This is a genomic window from Thiobacter subterraneus (assembly GCF_055379455.1).
In genome coordinates this window covers 236,675-251,924 of record NZ_AP042402.1, presented here as the reverse complement: position 1 = coordinate 251,924, position 15,250 = coordinate 236,675, and the positions used below count along the sequence as shown (strand labels likewise).

Genomic DNA, 15,250 nt, shown 5'->3' with positions numbered 1-15,250 from the left:
ACCCGCTCATGTTTGTCATCATCGGCTACATCATCGTCATCGGCTCGGTGCTGGGAGGTTTCGTCCTCTCCGGCGGTCACCTCGCCGCGCTGATGCAACCCCTGGAACTGCTCATGATCGGCGGGGCGGCCGTCGGCGCCTTCGTGGTGGCCAATGGCGGCAAGCCCCTGAAGGCGACCCTCAAGGCCCTGCCCCAGCTGTTCAAGGGTTCCAAGTACAACAAGGCCCTGTACATGGACCTGCTGTCCATGCTCTACGAAGTGCTGGCCAAGGTGCGCAAGGAAGGCCTGATGTCCATCGAGAGCGACGTGGAATCGCCCCAGGAAAGCCCTTTGTTTTCCAAATATCCGTCCATCGTCTCCGATCACCACGTGATGGATTTCATCACGGACTACCTGCGCCTCATGGTGAGCGGCAGCCTGAATGCCTTCGAGATCGAAAACCTGATGGACAATGAAATCGAAACCCACCACCACGAGGGCGAGGTGCCCATCAATGCCCTGAGCAAGCTGGGGGACGCCATGCCGGCCTTCGGTATCGTGGCGGCCGTGATGGGGGTGGTACACACCATGGAATCCGTGGGCCTGCCGCCCTCCGAGCTGGGCATGCTCATCGCCCATGCGCTGGTGGGCACCTTCCTGGGTATTCTGCTTGCCTATGGCTTCGTGGGACCGCTGGCCACGCGCCTCGAACACAGCCTCGCGGAGCAGACCAAGTTCCTGGAGTGCATCAAGGTGACCCTGCTGGCCAGTCTCAACGGCTATGCGCCACAGATGGCCGTGGAATTCGGGCGCAAGGTGCTCTACTCCACCGAACGGCCCAGCTTCAGCGAGCTGGAAGAGGAAGTGAAGAGCCGCAAGGGCAAGTGACCGGCCATGAGCGACGACTCCCAGCGTCCAATCATCGTCAAGCGGGTCAAGAAGACGGCCCATGGCCACCATGGCGGGGCGTGGAAGATCGCCTATGCCGACTTCGTCACCGCCATGATGGCCTTCTTCCTGCTCATGTGGCTGTTGGGCTCCACCACCAAGGCCCAGCGCGAAGGCATTGCGGAATACTTCAAGGCCCCTCTCAAGATTTCCCTGTCGGGCGGCAGCGGAGCAGGGGATGCCTCCTCGGTGATCAAGGGCGGCGGCACCGATGTCTCCCGCAAGACCGGCCAGGTGGAAAAAACCGACACCCCCCAGAAGAAGAAAACCGTCAATCTGGAGGCCGCGCGCGCCGAGCAGGAAAGGCTGGAACGCCAGCAGCTCCAGGCGCTCAAGGACAGGCTGGAAAAACTGATCGACAGCAACCCGGCCCTCAAGCCCTTCAAGAAACAGCTTTTGATCGACATCACCAGCGAGGGCCTGCGCATCCAGATCGTGGACGAGAAGAACCGCCCCATGTTCAAGGTGGGCAGCGCCGTGCTGGAACCCTATGCGCGGGACATCCTGACGGAAATCGCCAAGGTGCTGAACGACGTGCCCAATACCATCAGCCTGTCGGGACACACCGATGCCACCCCCTACTCGGGGGGCGAGCGCGGCTACAGCAACTGGGAGCTGTCGGCGGACCGTGCCAATGCCTCGCGCCGGGAGCTGGTGGCGGGCGGCATCAACGAGGGCAAGATCCTGCGCGTGGTGGGGCTGGGCTCCGCGGTGCCCTTCGACAGGGACGATCCCTACAACCCCATCAACCGCCGCATCAGCATCATCGTCATGAACAAGCGCACGGAAGAAGCGGTGCGCAGCGATGGCGGCAAACTCGAAGTCTCCGCCGAAACCCTCAAGGGTGACGCCGGTGCTGCCGCCCTCAAGCCTGCTCCGTGAGACCGCATCCGCCGTGAATGCACCGCGATCCTGGCCGGTGGCGCTGCGCGCGGCCCTGGCCCAGGTAGGCGCGGGTCTGGCGGTGACCGCGCTGGCGTCCCTCCTGACCCTGCCTGCCGGGGTCTGGCTCCTGCTGCACAGTCTCGGGGCCACGGCACTGGCCGCGGCCCTGCGCCTGCCCTGGTGGTGGCTGCCCATCCAGTTCTTGTTCGCCCCCGCGCTCATCCTGGTGGCCACCCTGGACATTGCCTCCGAGTGGTTCCTCGCCGGGTTCGTTCTGCTCACCCTGATCTACTGGAGTACCTGGCGCACCCGGGTGCCCCTTTATCTGTCTGGGCCACCGGTGTGGCAGGCCATCGAAGCGCGGCTCCCCACCGCCGGCCGGGTGCTGGATCTGGGTGCGGGACTGGGCGGCCCCCTCTTGTATCTCGCCCGGTGCCGGCCGGATCTCCAGTTCGAGGGCATCGAGGCCGCGCCGCTGCCCTGGCTGGTCAGCCGCCTGCGGGCGCGGGGAATCGCCAACCTGCGCCTACACCGGGGTTCCTTCTGGCACCACGATCTTCGACCTTACGACCTGGTGTTCGCCTATCTCTCGCCAGCCGCCATGCCCCGGCTGTGGCACAAGGTGCGCGCGGAGATGCGTCCGGGGAGCCTCTTCATCAGCGTGGAATTTCCGGTGCCCGGCGTGGCGCCGGACGAGATCATCGAAACCGGCGGCCGTCAGCGGCTCTACCTGTGGCGCCTGTGAGCGCGATGCCGGGCGGCGACGATGACCCGTGCCAGCGCGCGCCGCTCGCGGGACGGCCTCATGAGCCGGGCCCGGCGCCGGCACTGGGCAGCCAGCAGGGCAAGGAAGTCCGGGTCGGATTCCGCCCGAAGCATGAGGGCCGCCAACGCCTTGTCGTCCCCCGCGGGGAAATAGCCCGCGTAATCCCGACCCAGCATGCCTACATTGCCCGGCACGCGCGAGGCCAGCACCGGCAGCCCCACCGCCAGGGCCTCGGCAATCACGTTGGCGCCTCCTTCCATGCGCGAACTCAACACCAGCAGACGGCATTCGCGCATCGTGGTGCGCACGGCCGCTGGCGTCACCTCGCCCAGCCAGTGGTAGCGGGGCAGGGCGGCACTCCACTGACGGGCCTGTGCACCGTGGGCGACATCCAGGGCCCGCCCCAGATGCCAGACCTCGATGCGCGAAGTCGCAGGCAACTGGGTCAGGGCCAGGGCGCACAGAAAGGGATCCTTCTCCGCGCGCAGGTGGCCCACGACACAGACCGGGAAGCCCTCCCGCGCCGGCAGGGGCAGGCCAGGGGGCGCGGACTGATACACCACGCCGGTCTTGCGCCGCCAGCGGCCGGGCAGGGCCCGCCGCCCTTCCTCCTGCAGCACGACCAGCCAGCTGGCCATGTCGAGGGAGCGGCGCGCCGCCGCGTCCTGCGCGAGGTCGCGGTAGAGGTCGGTGCCCGTGAGCACCACCACCAGCGGCCGCCCGGGAAAACACAGATGGAAACGCTGGATGGACCGGTGGGAACGGCGCGCATGGAGCGCGATCATCAGGTCCGCCTGCTGCCCGTCCCAGCGCGTGACGACGCGCACCCGATGCCCCAACTGGCGCAGGAAACGAGCCCAGCGCAGGGCGGTATGGCGGTTGCCGGTGCGCAAACGCGGTCCGGCAGGGGTGACGATGACGATTCTCATGGAGACAGCCAAGGCGCCGGCCCAATGGACAATCCGAGTTAAACTGCAGTGCGTGCGCCACTATACCCAATGTTTCCTGCCCCGTGCCCCCCAGGTCGGACATGAAGCTGCAGAATCTCTGGTATGTGAAGCGTGAGGGCAAGATCAGCGGACCTTTCCCGGAGAAGTGGATCCGCCGCGATCTGGCCCTGGGACGGCTGCGACCCGAGGACGAGATCAGCCCCGACCAGCTCGCCTGGATCCCCTTGCGGGAACGGACCGACTGGCTCGGCTCGGAAGCCGAGGCCGCGCCGGCCGACCTGCCGGAATGGCGGGAGGAAAGACGCCGGGCGCGGCTGCGCTGGCTGGATGAACGGCGCCTGCCCGACCGGCGCGGAAGCCAGACGCTACCGCGCCCCAACGCCGCCGAAAAACGGAGCCGCGACCGCCGCGCTCCGGAGCGCGCGGAGCTGGTGCTCCTGCGCCAGCGTCATGCCGAGCTGGAGCAGGCCCTCGCCCAACGCCGCGAGCGATTCCTGGGGGTGGCGCTGGTGCTCGTCATGCTGGTGGTGCTGGCGGTGTGGGCGGCGAGCCGGTTTGCGCCGGTGCGTCCCATCGATGTCCATCTCGCCCCTGTGGCGCCGGACTGCCGCGCACCGGCCATGCCCCAGGTGAACTGGGCCGGCTGTGACCGCAACGGGGCCTGGCTGCGGGGCGTGGATCTGTCCAGCGCAGTGCTCGCCGGCACTCATCTCAACAGCGCCAACCTGAGTCTTGCGCGCCTGACCTATGCCAACCTGGCCGGCGCCGATCTGAGCTACGCGAATCTCGAAGGGGCCAATCTGCAGGCTGCCAGCCTGCAGGGTGCGACGCTTGCCTACGCCACCCTGAAGCAGGCCGACCTCACCCGGGCCGACCTGCGCGGGGCCCGTCTGGAGGCCACGGATCTTACCGGGGCGCAGCTGGGGCTCGCCCTCTGGACCGATGGCCGGACCTGTCAGGCCGGATCGGTGGGAGTCTGCCTGCCGTGAGCCAGCCGGCGCGCATCACCTCCCCCGACAATCCGCTGGTGCGCAGCGTGCGCAAACTGCTGGCCTCGGCGCGGGAACGGCGGCGCCAGCGGCGGGCCGTCCTGGACGGGTGGCACCTGCTGGAGGCTTTCCGCAGCGCCGGCGGTGTGCCGGAACGGGTGCTGCTGGCGGCACGGGTGCAGGCAGCACCGGCCACGGGCACTGCACTGGCGGGACTGGACGCCCGGCGCATCGCCGTCCTCGACGATGTCCTGTTCGATGCCCTGGCACCGGTGGACACGCCCACCGGTGTGCTCACGCTGATCGCCATTCCACCCGTCCCGCGCCGTGAAGTCCACTGCGCCCTGCTGCTGGAGGGCATCCAGGATCCGGGCAATCTGGGCTCCATGTTGCGCAGTGCCGCCGCAGCGGGTGCAGAGGCGGTGTATTTGTCCAAGGCTTGCGCCGATGTCTGGTCACCGCGCGCCCTGCGCGGGGGCATGGGTGCGCAGTTTCAGCTCGCGATCCACGAGGATGCCGATCTATGCGCAGTGGCACGGGCGTTTCCCGGAGAGGTGATCGCCACCAGCCTCGCGGCCGACGCGTCCCTGTTCGATCTGGATCTGCGCGGCCCCACTGCCTTTGCCTTTGGCAACGAAGGGGCCGGCCTGGGTAGCGATCTGCTCGCGGCGGCGCATCGCCGCGTGCGCATTCCCATGCCGGGCAAGATGGAATCCCTCAACGCCGCGGCGGCGGTGGCGGTGTGTCTGTTCGAGCGGGTGCGTCAGTTACAGGCGCGGCCGTAGTCCCAGCCGGTGCACGATGGTGGAGGCGATCTCCTCCACCGACATGTTGGTGGAATCGAGACAGGGAACATCCAGGCGCTGGAACAGAACCTGCGCCGCCTGCACCTCGCGCTGGCAGGTGGCAAGCGCAGCGTAGCGGCTGCCGGGACGCCGCTCCTCACGGATCTGGTGCAGACGTTCGGGACGGATGGACAGCGCAAACAGCCTGGACCGGACGGCATCCAGTGGGGAAGGCAGACGGCCCCGTTCGAAATCCTCCTCGGTGATGGGGACGTTGGCCGCATACAGTCCATACTGCAGCGCGAGATACAGGCAGGTGGGCGTCTTGCCGCAGCGCGACACGCCGATCAACACCACGTCCGCCTTATCGAGGTGCTGTCCCAGCCCGTCGTCATGGGCCAGGGCAAAATTCACGGCGTCGATGCGGCTGCCGTAGGCGCCGCCCACCCCGTGCAGCCGGCCCACGGCCCCGGCCGGAGAGGTGCCCAGCTCGGCTTCCAGCCCGGGCAGGAAATGATCGAACACATCCATGACCAGAGCCCGGGCGCGCGCCAGGCGCGCCCGCAGCGCCGGGTCCGCCAGGGAGCTAATCACGATGGGACGCACGCCATCCCCGGCCGCCGCGGCATCGATCCGGGCCACTGCTGCATCCACCTTGCCGGCCTCGTCCACGAAGGGTAGCGTCTCGCGCACAAACTCAATATGATCGAACTGACTGAGCAGACCACGGCCCAGGGTTTCCACGGTGATCCCGGTGTGGTCCGAGACGAAAAAGACGCGGCGTCGTGCAGACATGGGCATGCACCCGCCGTTGCCGACGGGATCTGGCTATGACCGAACCATCTTACATCATCTGGTTTGAAGAACTGTCCATGCACGACGTGGACCGGGTGGGCGGCAAGAATGCGTCCCTCGGGGAAATGATCCGATCCCTGTCGCAACTGGGCGTGCGCGTGCCCGGCGGTTTCGCCACCACCGCCCAGGCCTTCCGGGATTACCTTGCGTACAACGGACTTGCCGAACGCATCACCCAGGCCCTCGACCGGCTGGACGTGGACGACGTGGTGGCGCTGGCCGAGACGGGGCGCCAGATTCGCGCCTGGGTGAGCGAAGGCCGCTATCCCCCCCGACTGGAGCAGGCTATATCGGAAGCCTGGCAGAAAATGGCTGACGCAACCTCCGGCGAGCTGTCCGTCGCGGTGCGCTCCTCCGCCACCGCCGAGGATCTGCCGGACGCTTCCTTCGCCGGCCAGCAGGAAACCCTGCTCAACGTGGTGGGGCTGCCCAATGTGCTCAAGGCGGTGCAGGAAGTGTTCGCCTCCCTCTACAACGACCGGGCCATCGCCTACCGCGTGCACCATGGTTTCACCCACGCCCACGTGGCCCTGTCGGCGGGCGTCCAGCGCATGGTGCGCAGCGATCTCGCCTCCAGCGGCGTCATGTTCACCCTCGACACCGAATCGGGCTTTCCCGACGTGGTGTTCATCACCGGTTCCTGGGGACTGGGCGAGATGGTGGTGCAGGGGGCCGTCAACCCGGACGAGTTCTACGTGCACAAACCCATGCTCGCCCAGGGCAAGACCGCCATCGTGCGCCGGTCACTGGGCAGCAAGGCGCGGCGCATGGTGTACGGCGAAGGCGGGCGCGGCACGCGCATCGAGGATGTGCCTGAAGCCGAGCGCCGGCGTTTCTGCCTCGCCGATGAGGAAGTTCGGGCGCTCGCGCGCATGGCCGTGGTCATCGAAAACCACTATGGACGGCCCATGGACATCGAATGGGCCAAGGATGGCATCAGCCAGGAACTGTTCATCGTTCAGGCGCGGCCGGAAACGGTGAAATCCCGCGCCTCACGGGAAGTGCTGCGGCAGTATCACCTGAAGGGTCAGGGGCGCGTTCTGGTCACCGGCCGCGCCATTGGCAACCGCATCGGCGCCGGTCCCGTGCGGCGCGTGCTGTCCGCCGCGGAAATGCACCGGGTGCAGGCGGGCGACGTGCTGGTCACCGACATGACCGACCCGGACTGGGAGCCGGTCATGAAACGCGCGGCGGCCATCGTCACCAATCGCGGCGGCCGCACCTGCCATGCCGCCATCGTCGCCCGGGAGCTGGGCATCCCCGCCGTGGTGGGCACCGGCGACGCCACCGAGAAGCTGGCGGAAGGCCAGGCCGTCACCGTCTCCTGCGCCGAGGGGGATACCGGCAAGGTCTATGAGGGGCTGCTGGAAGCGGAGGTGCGCGAGCTCAGCCTGGACAAGCTGCCGGAGCCGCCGGTCAAAATCATGATGAACGTGGGCAATCCGGAACGGGCCTTCGACTTCGCGCAACTGCCCAACCATGGCGTGGGGCTGGCGCGCCTGGAGTTCATCATCAACCGCATGATCGGTGTGCATCCCCGGGCCGTGCTCGATTATCCGGCCCTGCCCGAACCCCTCCGGCATACGGTGGAAACCCAGGCCGCCGGCTACGCCGACCCGGTGAGCTTCTACGTGGAGCGCCTCGCCGAAGGGGTGGCCACGATCGCCGCCGCCTTCTGGCCCAAGCCGGTGATCGTGCGCCTGTCGGATTTCAAGTCCAACGAGTACGCCAACCTGATCGGCGGCGACCGGTATGAGCCCCGTGAGGAGAACCCCATGCTGGGTTTCCGCGGGGCCGCCCGCTATGTTTCGCCGGCCTTCCGCGACTGTTTCGCGCTGGAATGCCGGGCCATGAGAAAGGTGCGCGGCGAGATGGGCTACACCAACGTGGAGCTCATGATCCCCTTCGTGCGCACCGTCGAGGAAGCGCGCGCGGTGATGGAGCTGCTTGCCGCACAGGGTCTGGTGCGCGCAGAGAACGGCCTGCGCGTGGTGATGATGTGCGAGATTCCCTCCAACGTCCTGCTCGCCGCGGATTTCCTGCAGCACTTCGACGGCTTTTCCATTGGCTCCAACGATCTCACCCAGCTCACCCTGGGCATCGACCGGGATTCGGCACTGGTGGCCGCCTCCTTCGACGAGCGCAATCCCGCGGTGAAGGCGCTGCTCGCCCAGGCCATTGGCGCCTGCCGCCAGGCCGGCAAATACGTGGGCATCTGCGGCCAGGGCCCGTCAGACCATCCGGATCTGGCGCAGTGGCTGGTCCAGCAGGGCATCGCCAGCCTGTCCCTGAATCCGGACACGGTCGTGGAAACCTGGCTGGCGCTGGCGCGCGCTCAGTAACCCAGCCAGCGCGCCGTCTGGTAGAAGGTGAAACTCAGAAGCCAGGCGAGCACCAGGGACCAGCCCACCGTGGCCAGGGTGAAGCGCCAGTCGCGCGATTCGCTGCGCAGCGTGGCGATGGTGGAAAGACAGGGTGTATAGACCAGGGTGAACAGCATGAAGCTGTAGGCCTGCACCCAGCTCAGATGCTGCGCCATGTGCTGGGTGAGCGCCGTTCCTTCCAGACCGTAGATCACTGCCAGCGAACCCACCACGATCTCCTTGGCCACGAAACCGAAGATGAGGGCGATGGCGAGCTGGCCGTCGATGCCCACCGGATCCAGCACCGGCGCCAGCCACGTTCCGATCTGTCCGGCCCAGGTGGCGCTGCTGCCCGGGGCGGCCCCCGCAGGGAAATGGGTGAGCAGCCAGACCATGACCACCCCCGCGACGATGAACTTGCTGGCCCGGTGCAGGAAGTGCCGGACCTCCTGCCAGCCGCGCAGCACCATCTGGCGCAGGGTGGGAAACCGATAGGGCGGCAGCTCCAGCACGAAGGGTTCGTGGCTGCGGAAGCGTCCCTTGAACAGCAGGGCCGTGAGCATGGCGCTGGCGAAGCTCAGCAGGTACAGGCTCATCAAAACCAGGGGCGCCGTGCGGGATGAAAACAGGGCGGCGGTGATGAACAGGAAGACCTGCAGGCGCGCCGAGCACAAAGAAAAGGGAATAACCAGCATGGTGAGCAGGCGCAGGGCACGCGAGCGCATCACCCGGGTGCCCATGATGGCCGGCACGTTGCAACCGAAGCCCATGAGCAGCATCACGAAGCTGCGTCCATCCAGGCCCAGGCGCGACATGAGCGCATCCATGAGAAACGCCGCGCGGGAGAGATAGCCGGTGTCCTCGACAATGGCCATGAACAGGAAGAACAGCACGATGATGGGCACGAAGGCGGCGACGGTTCCCACGCCGTTGTAGATGCCGTCGATGAGCAGGCCGGACAGCCAGGGCGGTGCGCCACTCAAAAGCGGCGTGAGCACGGCTTCGCTGAAGCCGGCCAGCAGCCAGGCCACCCCATCCTGCAGGGGTTTGCCCAGAGTGAAGATGGCCTGGAACAGGCCGTACATCACCGCGAAAAAGATGGGCAAACCCAACACGGGATGCAGCAGGACGCGGTCCAGGCGCGCCGTGACGTTGTCGTCGAGCTGGGGCGGAATGTGCACGGCCCGGGCCAGGACGCGCTCCATCTGCTGCTCGATGGAAGTCTCGCCTGCCAGCCTCTCGCGCAGATTCTCAAGCTGCACGGGCCGGCTCTGCGCGAGCCGCTGGCGGATGGTCTCCACCGCCGCCGCGAAACCCTGACCATGCTTGGCGGAGAGCAGGGCCACCGGCATGCCCAGCTCCGCCGTCATGCGCCGGGTGTCGATGCTGATCCCGAATTTCGCCGCCTCGTCCGCCATGTTGAGGAGCACCACCGCGGGCAGGCCCAGCTGTTTCACCTGCAGGGCGAGGGCGAGCTGACGGTCGAGCTGGGTGGCGTTGAGGATGATCACCACCAGATCCACCAGGTTGTGCTCCAGGAAATGGCGCACCACCATTTCGTCTTCGGAGAACCCGTGCAGATCGTAAATGCCGGGCAGGTCCACCACCTCCACCATGTCGCCGCCGAGGAGCACGCGGGCCCCCAGGAGGTCCACGGTGACGCCGGGCCAGTTGCCCACGCGGGCGGAGGCGCCGGTGAGACGATTGAAGAAGGTGGATTTGCCCGTGTTGGGCATGCCCAGAAGGGCGACGCGCTTCACGGTCAGGCGCGCGCGACGTCGATGTGGCGGGCTTCGCGTGGACGCAGCATGACATCGGTGCTGCCCACGCGTACCTGGAGCGGCCCCGCGCAACAGGCCCGGCGGATCAGGGCCACACGGCGGCCGACGCGCAGCCCCATGGCCGCGAGACGCGCCTTGAGCGCGTCGTCGAAATGCAGGCCGGTGATGATCGCCGTCTCGCCGGGTTTGAGGCTGGCCAGGGTGTCCATGAGACTTCGCTTATTTACAAATGAGAATTGTTCCTGATTTTGCCACGCCGAGTAGGGGCAGGCAAGCCCTGCCTGATCCTCAGTGTGGCCAAGCCGCGCGCCCTGGCGCATGTTTGACCCCTGCGCGGCGCCTCGCCGCCAACTTTTTTTGGCCGGGACAGGCTTTTGCGGTATGATGGGCTCCCGTCTGTTTCAGCCTCTTCCATGACCAAATTCATCTACATCACAGGCGGGGTCGTTTCTTCTCTTGGCAAGGGCATCGCCGCCGCGTCTCTCGGCGCCATCCTCGAATCCCGCGGCATCAGGGTCACCATGCTCAAGCTGGATCCCTATATCAACGTGGATCCGGGCACCATGAGCCCCTTCCAGCACGGCGAGGTATTCGTCACCGAGGACGGCGCGGAAACCGATCTCGACCTGGGCCACTACGAGCGCTTCATCAACCGCAAGATGACGAAGCGCAACAATTTCACCACCGGCCAGATCTACGAAAGCGTGATCCGCAAGGAGCGCCGCGGCGACTATCTGGGCGGGACGGTACAGGTCATCCCCCACATCACGGACGAGATCAAGCATTTCATCCGCCTGGGGGCGGGCGATGCGGAAGTGGCGGTGGTGGAGATCGGCGGCACGGTGGGCGACATCGAGTCGCTGCCGTTCCTGGAAGCCATCCGCCAGATGGCGATCGAAGTGGGGCGGGACAACGCCTGTTTCATCCACCTCACCCTGGTGCCCTACATCGCTTCCGCCGGCGAGATCAAGACCAAGCCCACCCAGCATTCGGTGAAGGAGCTGCGCGAAATCGGCATCCAGCCCGACGTGCTGCTGTGCCGGGCCGACCGTCCCCTGCCGGACGACGAGCGGCGCAAGATCGCCCTGTTCACCAACGTGCCGGAGGAAGCGGTCATTTCCGCCATCGACGTGGACAGCATCTACAAGATTCCGCGTATCCTGCACGACCAGCATCTGGATGACATCGTCTGCCGCAAGCTGGCCCTGAATCCCCCGCCGGCGGATTTGCGCGTGTGGGACGAACTGGTCTATGCCCTGGAACATCCCCAGCACGAGGTGGACATCGCCCTGGTGGGCAAGTACGTGGATCTCACCGAGTCCTACAAGTCCCTCTCGGAAGCCCTGATCCATGCCGGCATCCATACCCGCAGCCGGGTGCGCATCCACTACATCGACTCGGAGAAGCTGGAAAGCGGCGATCTGGGCGTGCTTGCGAACATGGATGCCATCCTGGTGCCCGGCGGTTTCGGCAAGCGCGGCGTGGAAGGCAAGATCAACGCCATCCGCTTTGCGCGGGAACAGCGGATCCCCTATCTCGGCATCTGCCTCGGCATGCAGCTCGCCGTGATCGAGTTCGCGCGCCACGTGGCCGGCATGGCAGGCGCCCACAGCACGGAATTCGATCCGGACACGCCCTATCCGGTGGTGGCATTGATCACCGAATGGCGCGACCGCTCCGGCGAACTCCTGCGCCGTTCCGCCACCTCCGACCTGGGTGGCACCATGCGCCTTGGTGGGCAGGAGTGCAGGCTCGTACCCGGCAGCCGCGGCCATGCGGCCTACGGCAGGGATCTCATCGTGGAGCGCCACCGGCACCGCTACGAGGTGAACAACACCCTGCTTGCGCAACTGGAACAGGCCGGGCTGCGCGTGAGCGGCCGTTCCACTGGCGAAGAGCACCTGTGCGAGATGATCGAGCTGCCGGATCATCCCTGGTTCGTCGCCGTGCAGTTCCATCCGGAATTCACCTCCACTCCGCGCAACGGCCACCCGCTGTTCACCGCCTTCATTCGCGCCGCCCTGGCCCAGCGTGCGCAGACCCGGAAAGACGCTCCATGAAACTGTGTGGTTTCGATGCCGGTCTGGAACACCCCCTGTTCCTGATCGCCGGTCCCTGTGTCATCGAATCGCGCCAGCTGGCCCTGGACACCGCGGGCGCCCTCAAGGAGATCTGCGCCGAACTGGGCATTCCCTTCATCTACAAGTCGTCCTACGACAAGGCCAACCGCAGTTCCGGCGCCTCCTTCCGCGGCCTGGGCATGGCCCAGGGGCTCAGCATCCTGGAAGAGGTACGCCGCCAGATCGGCGTGCCGGTCCTCACGGACGTGCACACGGAAGCGGAGATTCCGGAGGTGGCGGCAGTGGTGGACGTGCTGCAGACGCCGGCCTTCCTGTGTCGCCAGACGGATTTCATCCAGGCCGTGGCCGCCACCGGCAAGCCGGTCAACATCAAGAAGGGACAGTTCCTCGCGCCCTGGGACATGAAGAACGTGGTGGAGAAAGCCAAGGCGGCCAACGGCGGCGCGGACACCATCCTGGTGTGCGAGCGCGGGGTCTCCTTCGGCTACAACACGCTGATTTCGGACATGCGCGGACTGGCGGTGATGCGCGAAACCGGCTGTCCCGTGGTGTTCGATGCCACTCATTCGGTGCAGCAGCCGGGCGGGCAGGGCACAAGGAGCGGCGGACAGCGCGAGTTCGTGCCGGTGCTGGCGCGTGCCGCGGTCGCCTCGGGCGTGGCGGGCATCTTCATGGAAACCCATCCGGATCCGGAGCGCGCCCTGTCGGACGGCCCCAATGCCTGGCCCCTGGGGCGCATGAAGGAACTGCTGGCCACGCTGAAAGAGCTGGACGCGCTGGTGAAGCGCGCCGGCTTCGTCGAAAACGAATTCATGTAGCGCTTCCCACACCGGGGACGCGGAGCGTTTCGGCACTGCTTTGCAACCCGCGCGTGGAAGCCGTTGGTCAAGGGAAAAGTAAATGAGTGCAATCGTTGATGTCATCGCCCGCGAGATTCTCGACTCCCGGGGCAATCCCACCGTGGAAGCGGACGTTCTGCTGGAGTCCGGCGTGATCGGGCGCGCCGCGGTCCCCTCCGGTGCCTCCACCGGCAGCAAGGAAGCCATCGAACTGCGCGACGGGGATGCCCAGCGCTACGGCGGCAAGGGCGTGCTCAAGGCCGTGGAGAACGTCAACACGGAAATCTGCGAGGCCATCATCGGTCTCGATGCCGAGGAACAAACCTTCATCGACCGCACCCTGATCGAGCTGGACGGCACCGAGAACAAGGGCCGCCTGGGGGCCAATGCCATCCTCGCCGTCTCGCTGGCCGTGGCCAAGGCGGCGGCCGAGGAATCGGGCCTGCCCCTCTACCGCTACCTGGGCGGCGCCGGTCCCATGCTGCTGCCGGTCCCGATGATGAACATCATCAACGGCGGCGCCCACGCCAACAACAGCGTGGACATGCAGGAGTTCATGATCATCCCGCTGGGGGCCCCCAGCTTCCGCGATGCCGTGCGCTACGGCGCCGAGGTGTTCCATGCCCTGAAGAAACTGCTGGATCATCGCGGCCACGTCACCACGGTGGGCGACGAGGGTGGCTTCGCCCCCAACCTGGAGAGCAATGAGGCCGCACTCAAACTCATCGTCGAGGCCATCGAGGCGGCGGGTTACCTGCCGGGCGCCGACGTGGCCATCGGCCTGGACTGCGCCAGTTCCGAGTTCTACCACGACGGCAAATACGTGCTGGAGTCGGAAAACCGCTCCATGACCTCGGCGGAGTTCGCCGACTACCTGGCAGGGTTGGTGGAACGCTATCCCATCATCAGCATCGAGGACGGCATGAGCGAACACGACTGGGCCGGCTGGAAGCTGCTCACGGAACGTCTCGGACGCCGCATCCAGCTGGTGGGTGACGACGTGTTCGTCACCAACAGCCGCATTCTCAGGGAAGGGATCGCCCAGGGCATCGCCAATTCCGTGCTGATCAAGATCAACCAGATCGGCACCCTCACCGAGACCTTCCAGTGCATCGAGACCGCCAAGCGGGCGCGCTATACCGCCGTGGTGTCCCATCGCTCCGGCGAGACCGAAGACACCACCATTGCCGACATCGCGGTGGCCACCAATGCCCTGCAGATCAAGACCGGCTCCCTGTCCCGTTCCGAGCGCATCGCCAAATACAACCAGCTCCTGCGCATCGAGGAAGAGCTGGGCGACAATGCCGCCTATGCGGGACGCGAGGCGTTTCATCAACTCGGCTGACGCGCCTGCCGGCGCGCTGCGAGCGGCACCCCGCGAGGGCTCCTGACCCGTGCGCTGGCTCACCCTGATCCTCGCCCTGCTCATCCTGGCGCTGCAGTATCCCCTGTGGCTGGGCAAGGGCAGTTGGCTCAAGGTGTGGGAAGTGGATCAGGCACTCAAGAAACAGCTCGCCGAAAACGAGCGGCTGCGCAGCCGCAACGCCTCCCTCGAGGCCGAGGTGAAGGATCTCAAGACCGGTTACGAGGCCATCGAGGAACGGGCGCGCAGCGAGCTGGGCATGGTGCGCCAGGACGAGATCTTCTTCCAGGTGATGGATGAGCCGGCGGCGCCGGGCCCCGGCGCGCCGCCGCCCCAGCCCGGCGCAGCGGCCCCGCCGGCGTCCCGCTGAAGGGTTACAGGGGTTCCTGGAAGCACTCCACGCGCCGGCTGGAGCCCGGCTGCAGGAAGCGCTCGAACTGAAGCCGCGCAGCGGCCGCCGCCAGGGGCGCTTCCAGCCAGTCCCCCGGCACGTCTGCGTACACTTCCATCCACAGCGCCGGCTCGTCGCGTTTCCTGAGCAGCCGGCCCTGCACGCCGGTCTGCGCCGCGATCTCGAACAGCAGCTGATCCACGGCCGCCGCCGCTTCCGCCTCGCGCCGGGGGGCGATACGGTAATACACGTAATAGTGGAACACGGCAGCGC

The 15,250-nt window shown here is 66.6% G+C and carries 15 protein-coding genes; 10 read left to right on the top strand and 5 right to left on the bottom strand.

Features of this window, described 5'->3' with window-relative positions:
- Positions 1 to 8 precede the first annotated feature (8 nt).
- From motA to ACZ42P_RS01415, 3 genes are read left to right on the top strand one after another with little or no spacing between them, the layout of a single operon-like run.
- On the top strand, positions 9 to 869 hold the full coding sequence (motA, locus tag ACZ42P_RS01425) for a flagellar motor stator protein MotA (RefSeq protein WP_464898328.1): 861 nt from the start codon (positions 9 to 11) through the stop codon (positions 867 to 869).
- Positions 870 to 875: 6 nt separating this feature from the next.
- Complete coding sequence (motB, locus tag ACZ42P_RS01420) at positions 876 to 1,811, top strand: flagellar motor protein MotB (RefSeq protein WP_464898327.1); 936 nt, start codon at positions 876 to 878, stop codon at positions 1,809 to 1,811.
- Positions 1,812 to 1,824: 13 nt separating this feature from the next.
- Positions 1,825 to 2,559 carry a class I SAM-dependent methyltransferase gene (locus ACZ42P_RS01415; RefSeq protein WP_464898326.1) on the top strand — a complete coding sequence of 245 codons (735 nt, stop codon included), beginning with the start codon at positions 1,825 to 1,827 and terminating at the stop codon, positions 2,557 to 2,559.
- Here ACZ42P_RS01415 and senB read toward each other — a convergent pair.
- Complete coding sequence (gene senB / locus ACZ42P_RS01410; RefSeq protein WP_464898325.1) at positions 2,541 to 3,509, bottom strand: selenoneine biosynthesis selenosugar synthase SenB; 969 nt, start codon at positions 3,507 to 3,509, stop codon at positions 2,541 to 2,543. The genes ACZ42P_RS01415 and senB overlap by 19 nt on opposite strands.
- A gap of 101 nt (positions 3,510 to 3,610) precedes the next feature.
- Here senB and ACZ42P_RS01405 point away from each other — a divergent pair, with 101 nt between their 5' ends.
- Together ACZ42P_RS01405 and ACZ42P_RS01400 are read left to right on the top strand one after the other, a co-directional pair.
- Positions 3,611 to 4,519 (top strand): pentapeptide repeat-containing protein, encoded by a 909-nt coding sequence (locus ACZ42P_RS01405; RefSeq protein WP_464898324.1) that lies wholly within the window; start codon positions 3,611 to 3,613, stop codon positions 4,517 to 4,519.
- Positions 4,516 to 5,304, top strand: coding sequence for a TrmH family RNA methyltransferase (locus ACZ42P_RS01400; RefSeq protein ID WP_464898323.1), 789 nt, complete (start codon positions 4,516 to 4,518; stop codon positions 5,302 to 5,304). Before ACZ42P_RS01405 ends, ACZ42P_RS01400 begins: the two co-directional genes overlap by 4 nt.
- On the opposite strand, the gene ACZ42P_RS01395 is transcribed toward ACZ42P_RS01400, so the two are convergent.
- Entirely contained in the window at positions 5,287 to 6,099 is an 813-nt protein-coding gene (locus ACZ42P_RS01395; RefSeq protein ID WP_464898322.1) for a pyruvate, water dikinase regulatory protein, read from the bottom strand. The genes ACZ42P_RS01400 and ACZ42P_RS01395 overlap by 18 nt on opposite strands.
- Positions 6,100 to 6,134: 35 nt before the next feature.
- Between ACZ42P_RS01395 and ppsA the strand changes: the two genes are divergently transcribed.
- Entirely contained in the window at positions 6,135 to 8,501 is a 2,367-nt protein-coding gene (ppsA, locus tag ACZ42P_RS01390; protein WP_464898321.1) for a phosphoenolpyruvate synthase, read from the top strand.
- Here the strand turns inward: ppsA and feoB are convergent.
- Together feoB and ACZ42P_RS01380 are read right to left on the bottom strand one after the other, a co-directional pair.
- Complete coding sequence (gene feoB / locus ACZ42P_RS01385; RefSeq protein WP_464898320.1) at positions 8,495 to 10,282, bottom strand: ferrous iron transport protein B; 1,788 nt, start codon at positions 10,280 to 10,282, stop codon at positions 8,495 to 8,497. The genes ppsA and feoB overlap by 7 nt on opposite strands.
- 2 nt (positions 10,283 to 10,284) lie before the next feature.
- Positions 10,285 to 10,512 carry a FeoA family protein gene (locus ACZ42P_RS01380; protein ID WP_464898319.1) on the bottom strand — a complete coding sequence of 76 codons (228 nt, stop codon included), beginning with the start codon at positions 10,510 to 10,512 and terminating at the stop codon, positions 10,285 to 10,287.
- Between the two features lie 204 nt (positions 10,513 to 10,716).
- On the opposite strand from ACZ42P_RS01380, the gene ACZ42P_RS01375 reads away from it, so the two are divergent.
- The 4 genes from ACZ42P_RS01375 to ftsB all read left to right on the top strand — a co-directional run bounded on the left by ACZ42P_RS01375 (position 10,717) and on the right by ftsB (position 14,956).
- Positions 10,717 to 12,363 carry a CTP synthase gene (locus ACZ42P_RS01375; protein WP_464898318.1) on the top strand — a complete coding sequence of 549 codons (1,647 nt, stop codon included), beginning with the start codon at positions 10,717 to 10,719 and terminating at the stop codon, positions 12,361 to 12,363.
- Complete coding sequence (gene kdsA, locus ACZ42P_RS01370) at positions 12,360 to 13,202, top strand: 3-deoxy-8-phosphooctulonate synthase (RefSeq protein ID WP_464898317.1); 843 nt, start codon at positions 12,360 to 12,362, stop codon at positions 13,200 to 13,202. Before ACZ42P_RS01375 ends, kdsA begins: the two co-directional genes overlap by 4 nt.
- An 82-nt stretch (positions 13,203 to 13,284) precedes the next feature.
- Positions 13,285 to 14,568 carry a phosphopyruvate hydratase gene (gene eno, locus ACZ42P_RS01365; protein WP_464898316.1) on the top strand — a complete coding sequence of 428 codons (1,284 nt, stop codon included), beginning with the start codon at positions 13,285 to 13,287 and terminating at the stop codon, positions 14,566 to 14,568.
- Positions 14,569 to 14,617: 49 nt separating this feature from the next.
- Positions 14,618 to 14,956, top strand: coding sequence for a cell division protein FtsB (gene ftsB, locus ACZ42P_RS01360; RefSeq protein ID WP_464898315.1), 339 nt, complete (start codon positions 14,618 to 14,620; stop codon positions 14,954 to 14,956).
- Positions 14,957 to 14,960: 4 nt separating this feature from the next.
- Here ftsB and ACZ42P_RS01355 read toward each other — a convergent pair whose 3' ends face one another.
- Positions 14,961 to 15,242, bottom strand: coding sequence for a DUF4936 family protein (locus ACZ42P_RS01355; protein ID WP_464898314.1), 282 nt, complete (start codon positions 15,240 to 15,242; stop codon positions 14,961 to 14,963).
- Positions 15,243 to 15,250 lie beyond the last annotated feature (8 nt).